The sequence below is a fragment of the Allocoleopsis franciscana PCC 7113 genome (assembly GCF_000317515.1).
Lineage (GTDB): Bacteria > Cyanobacteriota > Cyanobacteriia > Cyanobacteriales > Coleofasciculaceae > Allocoleopsis > Allocoleopsis franciscana.
This window is the reverse complement of record NC_019738.1, coordinates 76,616-94,033: the sequence shown is the minus strand read 5'-3', so window position 1 is coordinate 94,033 and position 17,418 is coordinate 76,616. Positions and strand designations below refer to the sequence as shown.

At 47.8% G+C, this 17,418-nt stretch carries 20 protein-coding genes; 10 read left to right on the top strand and 10 right to left on the bottom strand.

Going from position 1 to position 17,418, the window contains the following annotated elements; genetic code table 11:
• Positions 1 to 24: 24 nt before the first annotated feature.
• Positions 25 to 1,467 (bottom strand): phosphoglucomutase/phosphomannomutase family protein, encoded by a 1,443-nt coding sequence (locus tag MIC7113_RS00425; RefSeq protein ID WP_015180192.1) that lies wholly within the window; start codon positions 1,465 to 1,467, stop codon positions 25 to 27.
• A gap of 134 nt (positions 1,468 to 1,601) precedes the next feature.
• Entirely contained in the window at positions 1,602 to 1,931 is a 330-nt protein-coding gene (locus tag MIC7113_RS00420; protein ID WP_015180191.1) for a hypothetical protein, read from the bottom strand.
• Positions 1,932 to 2,396: 465 nt separating this feature from the next.
• Here MIC7113_RS00420 and psbO point away from each other — a divergent pair, with 465 nt between their 5' ends.
• A complete protein-coding gene (gene psbO, locus MIC7113_RS00415) occupies positions 2,397 to 3,230 on the top strand; it encodes a photosystem II manganese-stabilizing polypeptide (protein ID WP_015180190.1) in 834 nt (277 codons plus the stop codon).
• A gap of 519 nt (positions 3,231 to 3,749) precedes the next feature.
• Entirely contained in the window at positions 3,750 to 4,526 is a 777-nt protein-coding gene (locus tag MIC7113_RS00410) for an RNA polymerase sigma factor SigF (RefSeq protein ID WP_015180189.1), read from the top strand.
• Positions 4,527 to 4,640: 114 nt separating this feature from the next.
• On the opposite strand, the gene MIC7113_RS00405 is transcribed toward MIC7113_RS00410, so the two are convergent.
• Complete coding sequence (locus tag MIC7113_RS00405) at positions 4,641 to 5,405, bottom strand: MORN repeat-containing protein (protein WP_015180188.1); 765 nt, start codon at positions 5,403 to 5,405, stop codon at positions 4,641 to 4,643.
• A 222-nt stretch (positions 5,406 to 5,627) separates the two neighbouring features.
• Complete coding sequence (locus MIC7113_RS00400) at positions 5,628 to 6,095, bottom strand: RNA-guided endonuclease InsQ/TnpB family protein (RefSeq protein WP_051055504.1); 468 nt, start codon at positions 6,093 to 6,095, stop codon at positions 5,628 to 5,630.
• A 172-nt stretch (positions 6,096 to 6,267) separates the two neighbouring features.
• On the opposite strand from MIC7113_RS00400, the gene MIC7113_RS00395 reads away from it, so the two are divergent.
• The 4 genes from MIC7113_RS00395 (at position 6,268) to MIC7113_RS00380 (ending at position 12,565) form a co-directional block, all read left to right on the top strand.
• Entirely contained in the window at positions 6,268 to 7,266 is a 999-nt protein-coding gene (locus MIC7113_RS00395) for a hypothetical protein (RefSeq protein ID WP_015180187.1), read from the top strand.
• Between the two features lie 39 nt (positions 7,267 to 7,305).
• Positions 7,306 to 7,587, top strand: coding sequence for a hypothetical protein (locus MIC7113_RS00390; RefSeq protein WP_015180186.1), 282 nt, complete (start codon positions 7,306 to 7,308; stop codon positions 7,585 to 7,587).
• Between the two features lie 25 nt (positions 7,588 to 7,612).
• Complete coding sequence (hisS, locus tag MIC7113_RS00385; RefSeq protein ID WP_041779834.1) at positions 7,613 to 8,896, top strand: histidine--tRNA ligase; 1,284 nt, start codon at positions 7,613 to 7,615, stop codon at positions 8,894 to 8,896.
• A 150-nt stretch (positions 8,897 to 9,046) separates the two neighbouring features.
• A complete protein-coding gene (locus MIC7113_RS00380; RefSeq protein WP_015180184.1) occupies positions 9,047 to 12,565 on the top strand; it encodes a hypothetical protein in 3,519 nt (1,172 codons plus the stop codon).
• 124 nt (positions 12,566 to 12,689) lie between these two features.
• Here MIC7113_RS00380 and MIC7113_RS00375 read toward each other — a convergent pair whose 3' ends face one another.
• The 6 genes from MIC7113_RS00375 to MIC7113_RS00355 form a co-directional block, all read right to left on the bottom strand.
• Complete coding sequence (locus tag MIC7113_RS00375) at positions 12,690 to 12,809, bottom strand: photosystem II reaction center protein J (RefSeq protein ID WP_015180183.1); 120 nt, start codon at positions 12,807 to 12,809, stop codon at positions 12,690 to 12,692.
• Between the two features lie 48 nt (positions 12,810 to 12,857).
• Entirely contained in the window at positions 12,858 to 12,980 is a 123-nt protein-coding gene (locus MIC7113_RS00370; RefSeq protein ID WP_015180182.1) for a photosystem II reaction center protein L, read from the bottom strand.
• An 11-nt stretch (positions 12,981 to 12,991) separates the two neighbouring features.
• A complete protein-coding gene (gene psbF, locus MIC7113_RS34350; RefSeq protein ID WP_015180181.1) occupies positions 12,992 to 13,126 on the bottom strand; it encodes a cytochrome b559 subunit beta in 135 nt (44 codons plus the stop codon).
• 21 nt (positions 13,127 to 13,147) lie between these two features.
• Positions 13,148 to 13,396: a cytochrome b559 subunit alpha gene (gene psbE, locus MIC7113_RS00365; protein WP_015180180.1), complete on the bottom strand. Its 249-nt coding sequence runs from the start codon at positions 13,394 to 13,396 to the stop codon at positions 13,148 to 13,150.
• Positions 13,397 to 13,484: 88 nt separating this feature from the next.
• A complete protein-coding gene (locus tag MIC7113_RS00360; protein ID WP_041780293.1) occupies positions 13,485 to 14,489 on the bottom strand; it encodes a photosynthesis system II assembly factor Ycf48 in 1,005 nt (334 codons plus the stop codon).
• Between the two features lie 105 nt (positions 14,490 to 14,594).
• Entirely contained in the window at positions 14,595 to 14,942 is a 348-nt protein-coding gene (locus tag MIC7113_RS00355; RefSeq protein WP_015180178.1) for a rubredoxin, read from the bottom strand.
• 82 nt (positions 14,943 to 15,024) lie between these two features.
• Between MIC7113_RS00355 and MIC7113_RS35745 the strand changes: the two genes are divergently transcribed.
• The 4 genes from MIC7113_RS35745 (at position 15,025) to MIC7113_RS00340 (ending at position 17,099) form a co-directional block, all read left to right on the top strand.
• On the top strand, positions 15,025 to 15,195 hold the full coding sequence (locus tag MIC7113_RS35745; protein WP_155897886.1) for a hypothetical protein: 171 nt from the start codon (positions 15,025 to 15,027) through the stop codon (positions 15,193 to 15,195).
• 281 nt (positions 15,196 to 15,476) lie between these two features.
• Positions 15,477 to 15,839, top strand: coding sequence for a photosynthetic/respiratory NAD(P)H-quinone oxidoreductase subunit C (gene ndhC, locus MIC7113_RS00350; RefSeq protein ID WP_015180177.1), 363 nt, complete (start codon positions 15,477 to 15,479; stop codon positions 15,837 to 15,839).
• Positions 15,836 to 16,582: a photosynthetic/respiratory NAD(P)H-quinone oxidoreductase subunit K gene (gene ndhK / locus MIC7113_RS00345; protein WP_216596396.1), complete on the top strand. Its 747-nt coding sequence runs from the start codon at positions 15,836 to 15,838 to the stop codon at positions 16,580 to 16,582. Before ndhC ends, ndhK begins: the two co-directional genes overlap by 4 nt.
• Positions 16,575 to 17,099 (top strand): NAD(P)H-quinone oxidoreductase subunit J, encoded by a 525-nt coding sequence (locus tag MIC7113_RS00340; RefSeq protein ID WP_015180175.1) that lies wholly within the window; start codon positions 16,575 to 16,577, stop codon positions 17,097 to 17,099. The genes ndhK and MIC7113_RS00340 overlap by 8 nt, the downstream gene beginning before the upstream one ends.
• The last annotated feature ends 319 nt before the right edge of the window (positions 17,100 to 17,418 follow it).

The window sequence follows — 17,418 nt, the reverse complement described above, 5'->3', positions numbered from 1 at the left end:
CTTGAATGCTAACAGCTAATGGCTTTATACAGAATTCGCCCAATCTTTCGCCCAGTTGAGGGTATGATGCACCTGCTTCAGTGTTGGGGCTTCACAGTACAGTCGGAGGACGGGTTCAGTGCCACTGAAGCGAATCAGCAACCAACTGTCATCGGCTAACCGGAATTTATACCCGTCGATGGTTAGACAATCCACCACTTTCTGATCGGCAATTTTGGTCAAGGGCTGAGATTGTAATTGTTCCAACAAACGCGATCGCACATCCATGCTGGCGAGATGTAAATCGATTCGGTCATAAGCCGAAGTATAACCAGTGCGTTGTTGTAGGCGTTTGTAGAGGTCACTCAAATCCATTCCGGACTGAGCGATCGCTTCTAGGACATAAAGGGCAGACAACAGGGCATCCCGTTCTGGAATATGGTTGCCATAACCAATTCCTCCCGATTCCTCCCCACCGAGTAAGACGGGGGTGGATAACATGCGATCAGCGATGTACTTGTAGCCAATGGGAGTTTCATACATCGGCAATTGATATAAGGCTGCTACACGGGGCATTAAGTCGGAGCCGCTGATCGTTTTGACCACTTCCCCGCTAAAATGACGGCGTTCGGCTAGATGTTCAATTAGAACGGGAATGAGAATTTGCGAACTGAGGAAGTTGCCTTCACCATCTACAGCGGCAATGCGATCGCTATCCCCGTCAAACACCAAACCGACTTGCAGGCCTGCATCCTTTTGCCGTCGGTGAGTTCGCATCACGCGGAATAGCTGAGAAAGGTAGCGCGGTAAGGGTTCTGGGGCACCCCCGCCAAATAAGGGGTCGCGGGAGCTATTGATTTCGGTGATCGGCGCACCGAGAATCTGACTTAAGCCACCTGCTGCTGCGCCATGCATCACATCGGCGAAGACAGTCAATTTCCCCTGAGTCATCAGTTCCTGAATCCGAGCCAGATCCACTTTGGAGCGGATTTCATCACAGTAACTCGGCCAGGGATTGAATGTTTTGAAGCTTCCGGGAGTGCGAACCTCTACGGGTGTTTGACTGAGTTGGGCTTCGATCTTTTGCGTGGTTTCTGGGGAAACCGAACCCCCAAAAGACCCTTTGACTTTTAATCCCAGGTAGCTTCCAGGATTATGACTGGCGGTCAGCACCAAAGCTCCCAAAGCATTTTGTTGCTTGGCAGCCCAGCTAAATGCAGGAGTTGGAGCATAACTTTCTGACAGCATGACATCAAATCCAGCGGCTTGGACGACCTCTGCTGTCTTTTTGGCAAACTCTTCTGCCATGAAGCGCCGATCATAGCCCACAATAATCGTGTTACTACCGGTGCTTTCGCCATAAACCTCTGCCAGGACTTTGGCAGCTATCGGTGCGACAAAAGTAACGCGCTCAAAGGTGAAATCGGCGGCGATAACGCCTCGCCACCCGTCTGTCCCAAACTTAATTGAATCTGCGGCAATCGGCATAATACAATAGTCGAATTTTCTCAATTTCCAAGACTGACCGCAGGATCTTAGCACTTGTTAGGCTTTGTGTCTTGCTAGGGTCAAGAGAGTGGTTACTCTTGTGTTGGTGCTGGCACGTCAGTCTTCAAGACGGCTCACTCTTCGCTGCTCGTGTCAGTCGCCTGGATGCCAAAATCGGGAAGATTGGACAGAAACGATCGCAACCTCATTCGCTCGATATAAGGCCAGCCCCCTGACTCTTCAATATCTCTTAACAGAGCATAAAGCTGTTGCCGATTACTCGGTAACGAGGCTTGGAACAATCCCTCATGAATATCGCGATGCGTCTGCTCTAAGGCTCGTAGCAAGGCCAACAGCGCTCGACTATTCCCTTGATGGCGATGTGCTAATGCCTGAATCTCGGCGGTTAGGGATGGCAGTTCGGACTCTAGCTGCCTTAAATCTGAATCTTTTTCACGGTTCATGGATTGACTTAAAAATTTGCTAGATGCAATGTGAGAGCTTTGTTCAGATTAAAGGCGACCCTTCGGAGTGTACAATGCTCTTAAACAAGAGCAGAGGCTTACGCATCCGGTGCCATCTCATGGGCTGTTCTCGACCTGGCAGCAGTTCAATTGATGGAATTTTTCACCGCAAGTGTTTGTTTGCCTCAAACTATAGCATGGGTAGATAGTCAGGAATTCCCGCTACTTGTAGTCGTGGGAATGTCATACTGTCCTTTCTCTACCTAGCACCGCAAGGTGCTGCATTGTTTCCCTCCCCCTTTGGGAGTGGGCATTCAAACCGCCCTAAGTTTTTTGTGAATTGTGGGCATCTCTTGTCGATGTCTTGAGGACAGCAGTTGTTGCACTCTTAACATTATTGGAGTCCAATTCACGCATCACATAAGAGAAATTTTCAGATTTAGATATTGACGATTGAGGTTGACCATGAGGTATCGTGCTTTTATTGTTGCCTTCCTGGCTTTGTGCCTGGGGGTGTTAACGGCTTGTAGTGAAGGTCCAGCCAGTGCGACCGATGCTCCGCTCACCTATGACCAGATCAAAAATACTGGTCTAGCCAATAACTGCCCACAACTGGCAGAAACGACTCGCGGTTCTATTCCGATAGATTCCAGTCAGTCCTATATACTGACAGACCTGTGCTTACAACCAACAACCTTCTTTGTCAAGGAAGAACCGACGAATAAGCGTCAACAGGCCGAGTATATTCCCGGAAAGTTAGTGACACGGCTCACGTCATCCCTTGACCAAATTCGTGGTCCTTTAAAAGCAGGTCAAGATGGCAGTTTGACGTTTGTTGAAGAAGAAGGAATTGACTTTCAACCCATCACTGTTAAGTTGCCTGGAGGGGAGTTAGTTCCTTTCCTGTTCACCATCAAAAGTTTAGTAGCTACATCTCAGCCCGGTGTCGATAGCATCAATACGTCTACTGATTTTAAAGGTGAGTTCAAGGTACCCTCTTACCGGGGTTCTGTTTTCCTTGATCCGAAAGGACGCGGTGTTGCCTCTGGCTATGATAATGCTGTTGCTATCCCTTCCCAAGCGGATAAGACAGATATCACCCGTGCCAATGTTAAGCGAGTGACGACTCTTCCGGGTCACATCTCCCTCCAGATTGCCAAGGTAGATAGTAGCACTGGCGAAATTGCCGGTACATTTGAGAGCGAACAGCCCTCTGATACTGACTTGGGTGCTGATGACCCCGAAGAAGTATTGGTGCGCGGCATCTTTTATGGTCGCGTTGAACCCGGAGAAGCTTAGTATTTTTGGTTCTTTTGGCTGAGCGTCGGCTAAAGCCATCAGAGATTTTGTAAGAACGTGGTTAAAGGGGCGTGTGCCCCTTTTTTTGTAGGATTCAGTTAACCCGAAAACCGGATTTTACGGCCCATAAATTGGGTGTCCTCAAATAATGTCTATCCGAGGGGAGATTATTTCCTCCTGCTGAGAAAACGAGTCTTAGTGAGGATAGAGTGATGGGAATGCCTCAGTGAAACCACGGTCTCTCCTAACCCGTGATTTCAGTGAAAATACTATTTTGAAAAATCTCAATGAACTGATAATATAAAGGCTCTAACAACAGCAGATCTACCGATGACAAGATTGAGTCGTGTAAAGTAGCTATCAATCATTGTCCAGCTTACATGCGGTTGTCGTAATGGGTGCAAAGCAGTTAAAAAAATCTAAAGCCTGTGTTCCAAATCACAGCATCGACCTGTCTGGGAAACTCAAACTAAGTTTAGAGTCGCCTATCAGACGTGCTCTACCATCACCAATCCTGCCATGTCTACCTCTACCACCCATGAACTGAAGCACGAGAGCCTACAATTATTGCGGGAGTACCAGCAGACCGGCTCATCAGAGATTCGCAACCGACTCGTTCACCTCAATTTCGGACTGGTTAGAAAAGAGGCTCATCACTGGGTCAATCAGTGTACCGAAAGTTATGAAGATTTACTTCAAGTAGGCTGTCTTGGCTTAATTCGTGCTGTTGAACGGTTTGACACAACCAAAGGAAGTGCTTTTAGCTCCTTTGCGATTCCTTACATCCGTGGGGAAATTCAGCACTATTTGCGCGATCGCGGTTGCTCGGTTCGCATTCCTCGACGCTGGCTGGCGCTACGGCAACAGTCTGTGGAACTGATTCAAGAATTACGGGTAAAACTTAATCGACAGCCGACCGATTCTGAAATCGCCTTAGCACTAGAGATTTCTCTTGCTGAATGGCAAGAAATTAAGCTAGCTCACCAAAATCGCGAACCGCTAAGTTTGGATACACCGGTGGGAGACGCCGAAGAGGGAACTTCCAGCTTAGGTGAACTGGTCCCCGATCCGCGCTATCGCAGTTTTCAGTTAGCCCAAGAAGATCAAATTCGCCTGCAACAAGCTTTGGCGCTCCTGGAAAAACGGACTCGTGATGTTCTAGAATTTGTTTTTTTACACGACTTGACTCAAAAAGAGGTGGCAGAACGCCTGGACATTAGCGTCGTGACGGTCTCCCGGCGTGTGAAAAAAGGACTAGATGCCCTGAAAAAATTCATGAGTGGAGCAGAGCATTAAGCGCCTCACTGAGGAGGTTAACAGGCTATATAAGGCAAGACCAAGACCTTAGTAAACACAGCTGAAGCGCGGTAGACTCTGTTCCCGTAGTCGTTACGAAAGTTGAATCAGTTACTAACGCTGACGGCTATTCCGGCTATCGGGACGAAAAGGTTCACCATCGCGAATCTCCCCAGTGTAGATTTGTCCGTTCGCGAACGTTAATACTCCTCTGCCTTCAGGTTGTCCAGCACGCAACTCTCCCGTATAGCTTCGATAAGGAGAACCTGACGGATAAGTGCAAGTTCCTTTACCCGTAAATTTGCTATTGTAAAAAGTCCCTTGGCAGCGTACACCATTGGCGTGTATTAAGGTACCATTACCCTTGACTTGACCTAGGTAAAAGCCTCCTGTGTAGCGTTGTCCATTCGCAAACGTAAAGGTTCCTTGACCGTGGGGTACACCGTTGCGGACGCTTCCTACGTAGCGATCGCCTGTCGAGAACGTAAAGGTTCCTGTGCCATTCGGCTGACCGTTGCGGATGCTTCCTTCATAGCGGTCATTATTGGCAAACAAAAACATTCCCCTGCCGTTAGGTTGACCGTTGGTAACCTGTCCCTCATAGCGGTCATCATTGTTATACACAAAGATACCCCTACCGTTGGGCTGACCGTTGCGGATCTCCCCCTCGTAGTAGTCATAAGGACTACCGCCTCCTGCCTCTGAGAAAACACATAGCCCTCTACCATTGCGTCCTTGGAACTGTCCCTCGCAGGTTGTACCATCATTGAGTGTCAACAATGCGGCTTGTGAAGGTATTGGATTCATACAACTTAATGCAATTTCCATACTAGAAGCCACTAACAAGGCTATCCCTAGTCGTTGAATGGAAGGAATCATCGATAATACAACTCCTGTTTTATATTTCATGGGGTAAGTTGAGCGAGGCTGTCGAAACGCAGACTCATTCAAATGAAAACTTGATAGGCAAAACTTTAAGGAATTTGAAGAGTATAGAGTAAGTCAGCGATCTTCTAACTAAAGTTTAGCTCTAGAGGTGAACTACCATGCTTCATTTCTACGAAATAAAAGCTTGGCGTCCAGCTTCGCGGGGAGTTGCCGTCACTGATGACTGGCGTCCCGGCTTAGTCTTACACTCCCTCCACTGGCAGTCGCCCTCGTGCCAGTGGCGAGAAGCTTAAGCGCTTCGGCAAGAATATTTTTTGCCTCATTAATATCCCTGTCATAATGTGTTTTACAGCTTGGACTTGTCCAAGCCCGAACATCAAGCAGCATTTCACCTATCTGATGTAGGCATTCGTGACAGATGTTACTGGATGGAAAGAATCGGTCAACTTGCATTAATACCTTGCCTTCCCACTCACATTTATATTTGAGCATTCCAACAAATGTTGACCCGCTAGAATCGCTAATTGCCTTAGCTAGATTGTGATTTTTTACCATCCCTTTGACATTCAAACTCTCTACAGCGATAACTTGGTTTTCGTTTACCAGCCGTCGAGAAAGTTGATCAAGGAAATTTTTCTGTACATTAGCAATATACTGTTCTGTTTTCCAATCAGGTATCATAGCGGATTGACCGCAACTTTTGACAAAAACATCTCGCTCACTCCTGCTCTTGTCTGGGAAGTTCCAACAACTGTTTCGATATACTTAAAGATATCTACACATCGGATCGAGTTCTGAGTCTGAGATTGATAAGGTCGGCGGTGTCTTCTGGTAAATCCTTGGGGAACTGGTCATGCGTAAAATTTCATTAATTGCGTTGGTGAGTGTACTCGCTCTGTTAACAAACGGCTGTCTGATTGGCAACCAGGAAGATCAGGCGGTGACAGAAACCCCCTCGCCTCAGCCTGCTGCCTCTGTAAGCCCTCCCAAACCCTCACCTGCTGCAACTTCCACTCCTTTCGGAAGTAAGCCTTTGGTTGCCCAACAACCGGGAACTAGCTCAGCGGTACCTGGTTTGATTCAGCCTGAACTCCCTGAAAATGCAGTAAAACGAGTTCCTCTGGGGAAGAAAAGTGATCCATTTTCGGCTGTTCCCGTACAACCGCAAGTGACAGTATCACCCAACCAATCTGCTAGCCAGGGTGCTAACAATCGACCAGTGCCCACTGTACCTCAGCTTCCTGCACCACAACTGCCTAAAATCCCATTAGCTCCACAAACAAAAAATAATGGGCCACAGAGAAATAATGGGTCACAGAGAAATAATGGGTCACAGACTCAGAGAAAAGGTGTGATTGCCGCCCAACCATTACCGAATCTCCTCAAGTTGCCGCCGCCACCCACAGCAAAAGGCTCAAATTCATCCCCTTCTGGTTCTGGGTCACAACCAGGTCAAACAGCAAAATTGGCTCCCCCTGGAGCTGCTCCCAAGATTGTACCCGAATTGCCAAAACTGCCAGAACCAACCCAAGCACAAGGAGTTCAAGTAACAGGAGTTGTTGAAGTGGGTGGTGTGCAGATGGCAATCGTGAAAGTTCCCAATGAACCCGATCGCTACGTCCGGGAAGGACAACGCATTGCCAATGGACAAGTTCTGGTCAAGCGAATTGAGACCAATCGAGGCCCAAACCCGGTCGTGATTTTGGAGCAGTATGGTGTTGAGGTGGCCAGAGGTGTTGGTGAAACGCCCTCCACATCTCCTGGTGGACCCGGACAACCCCCACCACCCCCGACAGCTTCTGTGCCACCCGCCTCGACACCAAGCCATACAACTGTCTCTTCTCCAGCTTGACTTGATTGGATAGTTTGTTAAAAAGGAGTACAAAACATCGTGCTGGAGCTGCTGCGTCATCAAATTCGTTGTCCTGGGTTACCCTTGGCTGTATATCGGGAGGTCGCAGCTCACTTGCGGCAAGTGCCAGGGGTGGATGTGGGTTTGGTTTCTCAGACGGCGGCATCATTTGATTATCACCAAAGTCAAGTCGGTGGATTGTGGATTCAGTATGCTGACGCTTCTGATGCTTTGAGCCGGGAACGAGTGAACCAAATTTTGGCATACTATCAAAACCGCTATGGTGCCTGGGAAGCAGAAACTTCCCAGGAAATGCCGTAGGACATCATTGGGAAGCGAAAGTTTAATGGGTTCAATTCAGGCTTTACGAGGAACACGGGATATTCTGCCGGAGGAAGTCCGGTATTGGCAGTGGGTTGAGGCGATCGCACGGCAAATTCTTGATAGAGCCGCTTATCAGGAAATTCGTCCCCCTATCTTTGAGCGGACGGATCTATTTGCACGGGGTATTGGTGAAGCCACCGATATCGTGGGCAAGGAAATGTACACTTTTAATGATCGAGCCACTCCGCCCCGTTCTGTGACTTTACGCCCAGAAGGAACAGCGGGTGTAGTTCGGGCTTTGATTCAAAACAATCTCTACGCCAGTGGAGGGGTACAACGCCTCTGGTACACTGGGCCAATGTTTCGCTATGAAAATCCTCAAGCTGGGCGTCAGCGGCAATTTCATCAATTGGGAGTTGAGGTGATTGGGAGTGCCGATCCGAGGGCGGATGCTGAGGTAATTGCGATCGCCACCGATATCCTACAAACGCTGGGACTCAAGAACCTCCGTTTTGACCTCAACTCTGTGGGAAATCTAGAAGATAGGCATCAGTATCGGGAGGCACTCGTGAATTACCTGATGCCTTACCAAGATGAGTTAGACAAAGACTCTCAGGAACGTCTCACTCGCAATCCCATGAGGATTTTGGATAGTAAAGACGAGCGCACCCAGAAAATTACTCAGGATGCCCCCAGTATTTTGGACTATCTCGGCTCAGACTCCAAGCGTCACTTTGAACAAGTGCAGCAATTGTTGAGTAATTTAGGGATTTGCTACCAGCTTAATCCTCGCTTAGTTCGCGGGTTGGATTACTATACCCACACGGCTTTTGAAATTATCTCCGATGACTTAGGGGCACAAGCCACAGTTTGTGGAGGGGGTCGCTACGATGGATTGGTTCAGGAATTGGGGGGTGCCCCGACGCCTGCGGTCGGATGGGCTATTGGTCTGGAGCGTTTAATTATACTGTTGCAGCAAATACAAGAGACTCCTCGCCAAGGACTCGATTTTTATGTGGTATCCAGAGGCGAGGCCGCCGAAGCTCAATCGCTCAAACTCGCGCAACAGCTACGTCAGGCTGGATTTAGCGTTGAATTAGACTTGAGCGGCAGTGCCTTTAAAAAGCAATTTGCTCGTGCTTCCCGTAGCGGTGCCGTGGCGTGCCTGATTCTGGGTGAAGAGGAGGCTCAAACCCAAACGGTTCAGCTCAAGTGGATGGCGTCTAAAGAACAAAGTGCGATCGCCATCGCTGACTTACTAGAAAAAGCAGATGAGCTACGAGGCCAGATTGAGAGCTTGAAATAGCGGCTGGGTGATTCGTGAGCGAATTTCTAGCAACTTTCTAGCAACCATTAAACTAAAGAAATTAAAGAATTGGATGTTAGAGATTAAACTCTAGACGGAAGCCTCTTCCACAGTCCAAACTAATAGCTCATAGAAGAATCGCTAATAGCTATGGAATATTGGGAATTTCTACTACAAAAAGAGGGCGATCGCACTTGGCTGCCCATAAACTCAAAGACTGAAATCAAAGCGGGTCGGTATCGCGTCGTGGCTCACTCCTCCCGGATCAATACGGATGTGGAAATTTGCATCACTCATGACAGCACCGAAGAAGTTCCGCCGAAACGAAGGTCTCAGAAGCGATCGCGCCGTACTAACCCAGAAGGGTTAATGGTAGTAATTCCCTTTACCTACCTCAGACCCGGATTCTGGGAATTTCGTTGCTGTGGCGATATCATGTCCGATTTTTTGGGTAACTCCTGGCAGCAGTCTGTTCAATTGGTCGTTTTGGCAGAAGTCACACCCATGGCACTGCCTGAACCCCCATCAGCGCTTCTCGCCCCAGCTAAAACCGAGATTGAGGCAGATTTAGGCGAAAATGAACAGTCTCTTATCACCGCTAAAAGTGACCTCGTTGAACCGACCCCAATAGAAACTGAAATTCCTCAGTCTACCCCTATCGTGGCTTCAGATGCGATCGGGAGCGAACAGGAATGGGGGGTGGAGAAGAGAGAGGAAGAAGACGAAAACACCCCGCCGCCCAAACATTCGGTCAGTTCATTAGAAGCAACCCCATTAGGCCAACAGGATGAAGTCCCGCAGGAGGTAATGACCTCTGAGGAGCAAATGTCTGAGGTGGAAAGTGAGATCATCGCCAAACTCCAGCAGATTCAGGCGAGTCTGGAAATCGTCCCTGAACCTCCTGCCGATCAATCATCCCTTCAACCCCTACCGACAGCTTCCACGTCCGATAGCGAGGACATTGTTGATACTGAGGTTGTGCTGGCTTTCTTAGCAAACCAAGCCATTCGCCCTGAACCCGCTGAGTCAGAAGAGAACGACAATACGCTCACCGTGTACTTGCCTGAAGTTGCAACATCGACCAACCCCATTTTGGATCAATCCTTGCAAATGCTGGAGCAAATCCTGCAACAGGTGCTTGAGCCAGTCATGCAAGAGTTTGAGCGACCTGAACCTTCCCAACCTCTGATTGTGCAGGAGTTAGAGGAGTTGGTCGAGAGCACCACTAATCAGCAAGGACTCCTATTAACCCTGGACGAAGAAGCCTTAGTTGCACGACGAGGAGAGTGTTTGAGGATTTCGGGTCAAGTGGATGTTTTAGATGTTAATCAGTTGAGTAGTGGTGAAATATCCAGGGACTTGAAGACGGCTTTTCAAGGTAGCCTGCGCTATGAGTTGCGCGACCCTCAAAGCTCACGAATCTTGCTAGAAGTTCAACAGCCTCTACCCGAACAGCCGCTTCCGATCGCATTTAGGCATACCCTAGAGATTCCTTCAGATTGCCCGACCCGTCTGATTTTAGGAAAAGTTACGCTTTACGACAGGCAAGGACACTTATCCAATTCGTCAACATCAGTTGCTTTAGCCAGTCAACCTTTTAGTGTCACGGCTGATTTAGAAGAGTTACTAGGAGCAATTATTCCAGGAACCCAGGCCATGCCTGTAGCCAAAGTGCTGGTACTCGCTCAGAACCTCGCGCCCCTATCAGAATCTCAGGAAGGATGGCTAGAAACATCTGCCCCCTCTCTAGATCCGCCTGTACTTGACTTGGTAGACGTGACCCAAAGTCATCCGCCGCTTTCTCTAAAACCTTCTTCGGCGAGTCCCTTGCCGCCACAACTTTACCAACCAACCGTCACATCCAAACCCTCAAGATCTCCCCAACTGCCAAAACTGCCTAAAGTGCGCTCCATTAGCCAAAGCGCTGAATCATTGGTTGGGTCGTCGGAATCACCTGTTGGGATTCTCAGTGAACTTGAGTCGGTGAAGTTTCCTTCTCCAGATGCGGTCGAGCCGACGCAACCGCTCTCATTGCCGGAAGACTCTTCCTCTACAGTACCAAAGTCTTTGGTATCCGATACACCTCAAGATACGACTCCAGAGCCACAACTTCAAAATGCCCTGCAACAGTTAGAAGTGGCGATTTCACAAATACAGAGCGCAGGTTCTTTATCGAGTAAGGCGATTACCCAAAGCGTACCACCACAAGCAATTGCTCAAGAAGCACAGGCATTGCCCTTCGCTCCAGAACAATCAGACTCTCCCATTCCGGTTGTTGAGTCTCCCAATAATGGGTCACTAAAGGATAGTACTACTAATGAAAACGAACTCGCTAAGGTGGGTACCCAAGATTCTCTGGACATCTTTAACGCTGACTTTTTAGAAGATGTGGCGTTGGCCTCAAAACCCCCTAACCAGAAGCCATCATCAGAGGTTTTAGAAGGAGCTGAGGATGTAGAATTGACGGGAGAATCTCCCCTGGAAGAAGCGGAGGAGATTGATGAATGGGCGATATCTATCTATAGTTCTGATTCCTCACTTACTGACTCAGATGTTGTGGGAGAACAGATGCTATCCACCGAAATGCCTCCAATGCCTGAGCAGGTTGCTGGTAACGGTAAGGCAGTGATTCCGGATAGCGTTAGTCAGAAGGAAGCCATTACCTCAGAACTAGGACTTACCAATGAACCTAGTGAGCCTTCGTCAGAGTCGGTGGTTGTGGATAATGCCTTTCAATCGTTAAACATACAAGACCGTTTTTGGTCGCGGCTTAATTCTATCGCGGCAGATTCTGCTTTGTCCAAGTGGCTGAGCGGTGAATTATCCCCTCCTAGCCATTCAGTAGAACATGAGGCAGATGAGGCGGTCAATCAACTCTCTGAGTCTGAGCCAGTCGGAATTAATGTGGAAGAAGTGACACAACCACTGACCTCTAACACATTGCTCACTGATTTTGATGAGGCGATATGGGAAGAAGGCAGCGATGAATTTGACGCCCCAATGGCTTTGGGTAGCCCCCCAGAGGGCATGACCGAGGCTGAATCCCTGCAACCGCCTTCCTTGGACGAGAGTTTTTTCCCAAAAACAGAAATATTTGAGCCGTCAGCGGCGGTTGATATCACGGATACAGATTGGTCTACTCAATCTAATGAATTTGTGGTAGACGACGAAGACCTAGCCGTACCGGAAACACCTATGGTTACACCGGAAGTTAAGGTGAAAACTGAGACAATAGAAACGGTTTCTGCCCCGGTGCCGCTGACACCTCAACTTCAACAGGAGATTTTCTCCCCACGGCAGTTGGCACTACCCATCCCTGCACCCGAACTCTCTATACCTACCAGCAAACTGGCGGCTGGAGAACTGGTCACTCTCCGGGTCACATTGCCACCTCATCCAGCTCGTCTGTGTGTCAAGCTGTGGGTTCAAGACCGTCAAAGCCGCTCTTTGTTGGATGGGCCACGCTGGTTAATGGATCTGATTCCTGATCGCACTGGTGAGCAAGAGGCGCTGACTCAGTTAACGGTTCCTTTTGGTAGTGTGGAAATTCGGTTTGAAGCGATCGCGGTTGATATTGATAGTCAACGGGAGAGTCGCAAAGTAGCCGTTGATTGTGTAGTGGTGCCTTCAAACTTATCCGATTTCTCTCTTGATGAGTTTGAACTCTAAACAATCATGACTCATTAAAATACCGCCCATTTGAGTCAAGTGGGCGGTATAGACTTTTGATGACTATTTTGCTGTCAAATAAACATCAAATTAATTCTTCATTAACCACAGCTTGGGAGGGAACCTACAGCGAGGAACCTAGCCCCGCGTAGGCACCATAAAAGAAAATACCAAGAATTACGATTACACCGGTTCCCGCAACTGTGGCAACAATCCACAAAGGAATTTTTCCTGTTCCAGCCATAACTTCTACCTCCTAATTCACAACAAAAATCATTACCAGTAAATCCAGTTAATTGAAGAAATAACTGGAAAACAGAATACCGAGAACAAAAATGAGTAACAAACCTAAGTAAAGGGAAGTCCGATTGAGTTCAACGGGTTGGTTATTTGGATTGGGAGCTCTTTCTGGCATCGTTGTTTCTCCTAACGTTGGATAAACTGCATAGCTGCGATCGCGCCCAAGAAGAAAACAGTCGGCACGCCCAGTGTATGAACAGCTAGCCATCTAACTGTAAAAATTGGATAAGAAATGGGTTGATTTGGAGTATTACCTGTCATTGTCTTAAACCTGTTTTAGAACTACTTACCTAAGAATTGCTGGATTTGCTGTTTGGCTTCGTAGCGATCGCTTAGAATGGGTGCTTCCACACGGTCTTGGGTGAAATACTCATTAGGACGGGGTGTACCAAACACATCATAGGCCAGACCCGTTTGCACAAATAGCCAGCCAGCAATAAACAAAGCGGGAATAGTGATACTGTGAATTACCCAGTAACGAACACTTGTAATAATGTCCCCAAAAGGACGCTCTCCAGTTGAACCTGACACAGCTATTTCCTCCTTCCTTTCAACATTTGAAAACTCAATCACTATAATACGAAATCGGCTTCCCTCGCTTCAAGTGATTTCACTTGTTTTAAGCCGCTTCTGAAGGTGGCTCATATCTGAGCAAAACGCCCTTCTGACCAATGATAAATCCTTGCTCTGCTGTTACAAAAACGATTTTGTAAAAATTGGCAGGTACATTCTCAATCTCGCGGTCTTTTTGCCAGGTTTTGCCACCATCAAAGCTACAAAGCAAATTCCCACTACCACCAGCAACCCAAATTTCTTCAGGTGTACGGTAGGCTAGGTCGAGGAATCCCCAGCTCGTTGAAAATTCTGGATTTTGAGACTCATCCCAGGTTTCTGGGTCTTCAGGGCGACTAAACTGCACTTGTCCTCCCCGCGCCAGCAACCAAAGACGCCCATCTTTTCCATATCCCATACTCTGAAGACGCCTGGAACTGTTGCGGTTATGCTGTACCCAAGCATTCTGACCGGGTTCCCAAGTTGAGAAGAAGTTCCCTCTAGCGGAAACAGCAATGTATTTGCCATCTTCAGATCGGGAAATATTCCGGACAACACCCACGGCTTCTTCAACCATGGCTTTCCAAGTCTGACCGCTATCTTTTGTTTGATAAATCGCTCCGACCGTGGTCGTCATCTCGGCGGATTTGGGGCCAAGAGCCAAGATGGTATTCGGCGAACCGGGTAACTTTTCGCTTAAGGGGATGCGAGACCAAGAAGCTCCGCTATCTGTAGTATGCAGCAAAATTGAGGGTTCACCCACAATCCAGCCTTCGTCACCAGCAAAGCTCACAGACGTAAAGCGATAGTTTGTCTCTCCCAGCTCCAACCCTTTTTCTTGCCAGGTTTTACCGCCATCTTTTGTTTCTAAAAGAGTGGCATTACTCCCTACTGCCCATCCATGGTTCAGGTCACCGGTAAAACCAACATCCTGTAAGGTGGCTTCCGTTGATGTGGGAACAACCTGCCAGGGATTATAACTTACAGATGGAACTTTACTACAGCTAACACAAAATAGGGCGATTCCCAGCAATATTACAATTTGTTTCAGCGCTTTCATCAAATCGCTCATAACCTCCAGAACTGTCATTGGTCAGACAAAAGTCAAAACTCAAAACTCAGAAGTGATTGCTCCCCTATTCCCCAGTCCCCAAGACAGTCACTAACTGTGTCCCAATCAGCGCAAACCATAGAGACTGAGAAAGAACAAGAAGCCTAAAGCCAAGGCACCAAAAATTAATAGATTTTTTTGCCCTGGGGTCAAACGGTTAACCCCTAAGCCATAGTTCAGGTTCTCTTGAAAGCCAGAAGGCGCTCCACTCGAACCAATGTTCTCAAACTGAGAAGTTCGAGCGCCGCAGACGGGACAACGCCAGTCATTGGGCAACTCTTCAAAAGGCGTCCCTGGAGGAACATCACGATTACTATCTCCCTTGGTAGGCTCATAGACGTAGCCGCAAGAGCGGCATTCATAACGACTTGGCGCTGTCTCAGCAAGGGTTTGCTCTTTGGCTTGCTCGCTCATCGCTCACAGTTACAATTAGGACGCAAATCTTAAAATGTATGTTAAAAAAATTATCGCACAGATGGACAACTTTACTACCTAAGTGAAAACTCCTGTATATACCGTTACAGTCACAGGAAAGAAATTCTTCGCACCGCAAGCCGCTAGCGCCGCGCCTATGCTCCTTACAGGAAGAGATACTTGTACGTTACGAAACAAAAACGCTATGGCGGATGCCGATACCCGTCGCCTTCCGATACAAGAATTCTCATAATTTTAGGTCAAGGTAATCTTTACAATTGAAACATAGAGTGATATGAGTGGGAAGTTCCGATCTACCTTTACAACCGATCCGGTGAAACCCACTCCATCCAAACCCTAACTGGGCTGGCACTCTGAAAAATTAGAACAAGGTCAATAAATTGGCTGGAAGAGTACGATTGCTTTTAATAATGCTTCCGCTAAGCTCCTCCAATTAGGACAAAACAACCGAACCCGTATAATTAAGAAGGTTAAAGAATTAATAACGCAAGTTTTTAGTGGCAGTTACCCATCGTGTTTGTTCTTAGCGGCTACGAGTATCTCCTAGGCTTCTTACTAGCTTGCAGTTTAGTCCCCCTTTTAGCACTGACTGCATCTAAGCTTTTGCGACCCAGTACCGGGGGACCTGAGCGGCGTACCACATACGAATCCGGAATGGAACCCATAGGGGGAGCATGGATTCAGTTCAACATCCGTTACTACATGTTTGCGCTGGTCTTCGTGATATTCGATGTGGAAACGGTATTTCTGTATCCTTGGGCTGTCGCCTTCAGTCGCCTCGGACTGCTGGCTTTCATTGAAGCCTTAATTTTTATAGCAATTCTTGTGGTTGCTCTGGTTTACGCGTGGCGCAAAGGAGCCCTTGAATGGTCATGAACCCCAATCCAACAACGAACAGTGCTGCTTTAGGTAAGCAGCAAAATGAACGAATTATCAACCCAATTGAGCGACCAACCGTCACTCAAGATCTTTCAGAAAATGTCATTTTGACTACAGTCGATGACCTCTACAACTGGGCACGCCTTTCCAGCCTATGGCCTATGTTGTATGGAACAGCCTGCTGCTTCATTGAATTTGCCGCTCTGATTGGCTCCCGCTTTGACTTTGATCGGTTTGGCTTAGTGCCTCGTTCTAGCCCCCGTCAAGCTGACTTAATCATTACGGCTGGCACAATCACCATGAAAATGGCACCCGCTCTGGTTCGTCTTTACGAGCAAATGCCAGACCCCAAATATGTGATTGCTATGGGAGCTTGTACCATCACAGGTGGTATGTTCAGCGTGGATTCCCCAACCGCCGTGCGCGGAGTGGATAAGTTAATTCCTGTGGATGTGTATATCCCTGGTTGTCCTCCCCGTCCCGAAGCCATCATTGATGCGATTATTAAGCTGCGTAAAAAGGTAGCCAACGACTCTATCCAGGAAAGATCTCAGCTTAAGCAGACTCATCGGTACTACAGCACAACCCACAAAATGAACGTAGTACCAGATATTTTGACAGGTAAGTACTTGCAGTCGGAAACTCGCTACACTCCGCCCAAGGAGTTGACCGAAGCGATGGGAATGCCAGTACCACCAGCTCTCAAATCGGATCAAAAGCAGGAGGTATCTCGTGGCTGAAGAATCAAAACCAGCGACTCAAGAAGCCTCGGAAATAGTACAGGCGGGCAAGGTTTCGGGTTGGTTGCAGGAAAACGGCTTTGACAATGAGTTAATGGAACCTGATCACCTAGGTGTTGAGGTGATTAAGGTTGATCCAGAAGTCTTAATACCCGTTGCTACGGCTTTGTATGCCTATGGATTTAACTATTTACAGTGTCAAGGTGGCTATGATACAGGGCCAGGTGGTGAGTTAGTCAGCTTTTATCACTTGATTAAACTTAGAGATAAGGCTGACCGACCTGAGGAACTGCGCGTTAAAGTATTTTTACCGCGAGATAATCCTACGGTGCCCTCTGTTTACTGGATTTGGAAAGCCGCCGATTGGCAAGAGCGAGAAACCTACGATATGTACGGCATTGTCTATGAAGGGCACCCAAATTTAAAACGGATTTTGATGCCGGAAGATTGGGTGGGTTGGCCTTTACGCAAGGATTATATCTCGCCTGATTTTTACGAGTTACAAGATGCCTATTAAATTAGGTAGCGCTTCTTAATTCTGAATTTTTGATAGAAAGCACTCACTTCTTGTTTGAAGTGGGTGTTTATTTTTAGGAGGCGATCGCTCGTTTAAAAGCTCTCGTTTAAAAGCTTTAGATTTGAGGCACAGGGTTTCAAGAGCATAAGTTCAAGATTGCCAGCTTGAGAGTCAGAAAACCCCCTCCCCTGTATTTTGCGGCTGAGTAGAATCCGCTAATATATCAAGGCATCCGTAAACCGCAACAACTTAGGGAAACACCGGTGCAAGTCCGGGGCTGTGCGGCAGCTGTCAGAGGAAAGGATGAAGGATAAAGGAT

Coding starts and splice junctions, on each gene's coding strand:
- MIC7113_RS00400 (WP_051055504.1), bottom strand. CDS start 6,095: ATGATACCTGATTGGAAAACAGAACAGTATATTGCTAATGTACAGAAA.
- psbO (WP_015180190.1), top strand. CDS start 2,397: ATGAGGTATCGTGCTTTTATTGTTGCCTTCCTGGCTTTGTGCCTGGGG.
- MIC7113_RS00410 (WP_015180189.1), top strand. CDS start 3,750: ATGTCTACCTCTACCACCCATGAACTGAAGCACGAGAGCCTACAATTA.
- psbF (WP_015180181.1), bottom strand. CDS start 13,126: ATGACAGGTAATACTCCAAATCAACCCATTTCTTATCCAATTTTTACA.
- MIC7113_RS00360 (WP_041780293.1), bottom strand. CDS start 14,489: ATGAGCGATTTGATGAAAGCGCTGAAACAAATTGTAATATTGCTGGGA.
- MIC7113_RS00395 (WP_015180187.1), top strand. CDS start 6,268: ATGCGTAAAATTTCATTAATTGCGTTGGTGAGTGTACTCGCTCTGTTA.
- MIC7113_RS00355 (WP_015180178.1), bottom strand. CDS start 14,942: ATGAGCGAGCAAGCCAAAGAGCAAACCCTTGCTGAGACAGCGCCAAGT.
- MIC7113_RS00370 (WP_015180182.1), bottom strand. CDS start 12,980: ATGCCAGAAAGAGCTCCCAATCCAAATAACCAACCCGTTGAACTCAAT.
- MIC7113_RS00420 (WP_015180191.1), bottom strand. CDS start 1,931: ATGAACCGTGAAAAAGATTCAGATTTAAGGCAGCTAGAGTCCGAACTG.
- MIC7113_RS00405 (WP_015180188.1), bottom strand. CDS start 5,405: ATGATTCCTTCCATTCAACGACTAGGGATAGCCTTGTTAGTGGCTTCT.
- hisS (WP_041779834.1), top strand. CDS start 7,613: ATGGGTTCAATTCAGGCTTTACGAGGAACACGGGATATTCTGCCGGAG.
- ndhK (WP_216596396.1), top strand. CDS start 15,836: ATGAACCCCAATCCAACAACGAACAGTGCTGCTTTAGGTAAGCAGCAA.
- MIC7113_RS00375 (WP_015180183.1), bottom strand. CDS start 12,809: ATGGCTGGAACAGGAAAAATTCCTTTGTGGATTGTTGCCACAGTTGCG.
- MIC7113_RS00380 (WP_015180184.1), top strand. CDS start 9,047: ATGGAATATTGGGAATTTCTACTACAAAAAGAGGGCGATCGCACTTGG.
- MIC7113_RS00425 (WP_015180192.1), bottom strand. CDS start 1,467: ATGCCGATTGCCGCAGATTCAATTAAGTTTGGGACAGACGGGTGGCGA.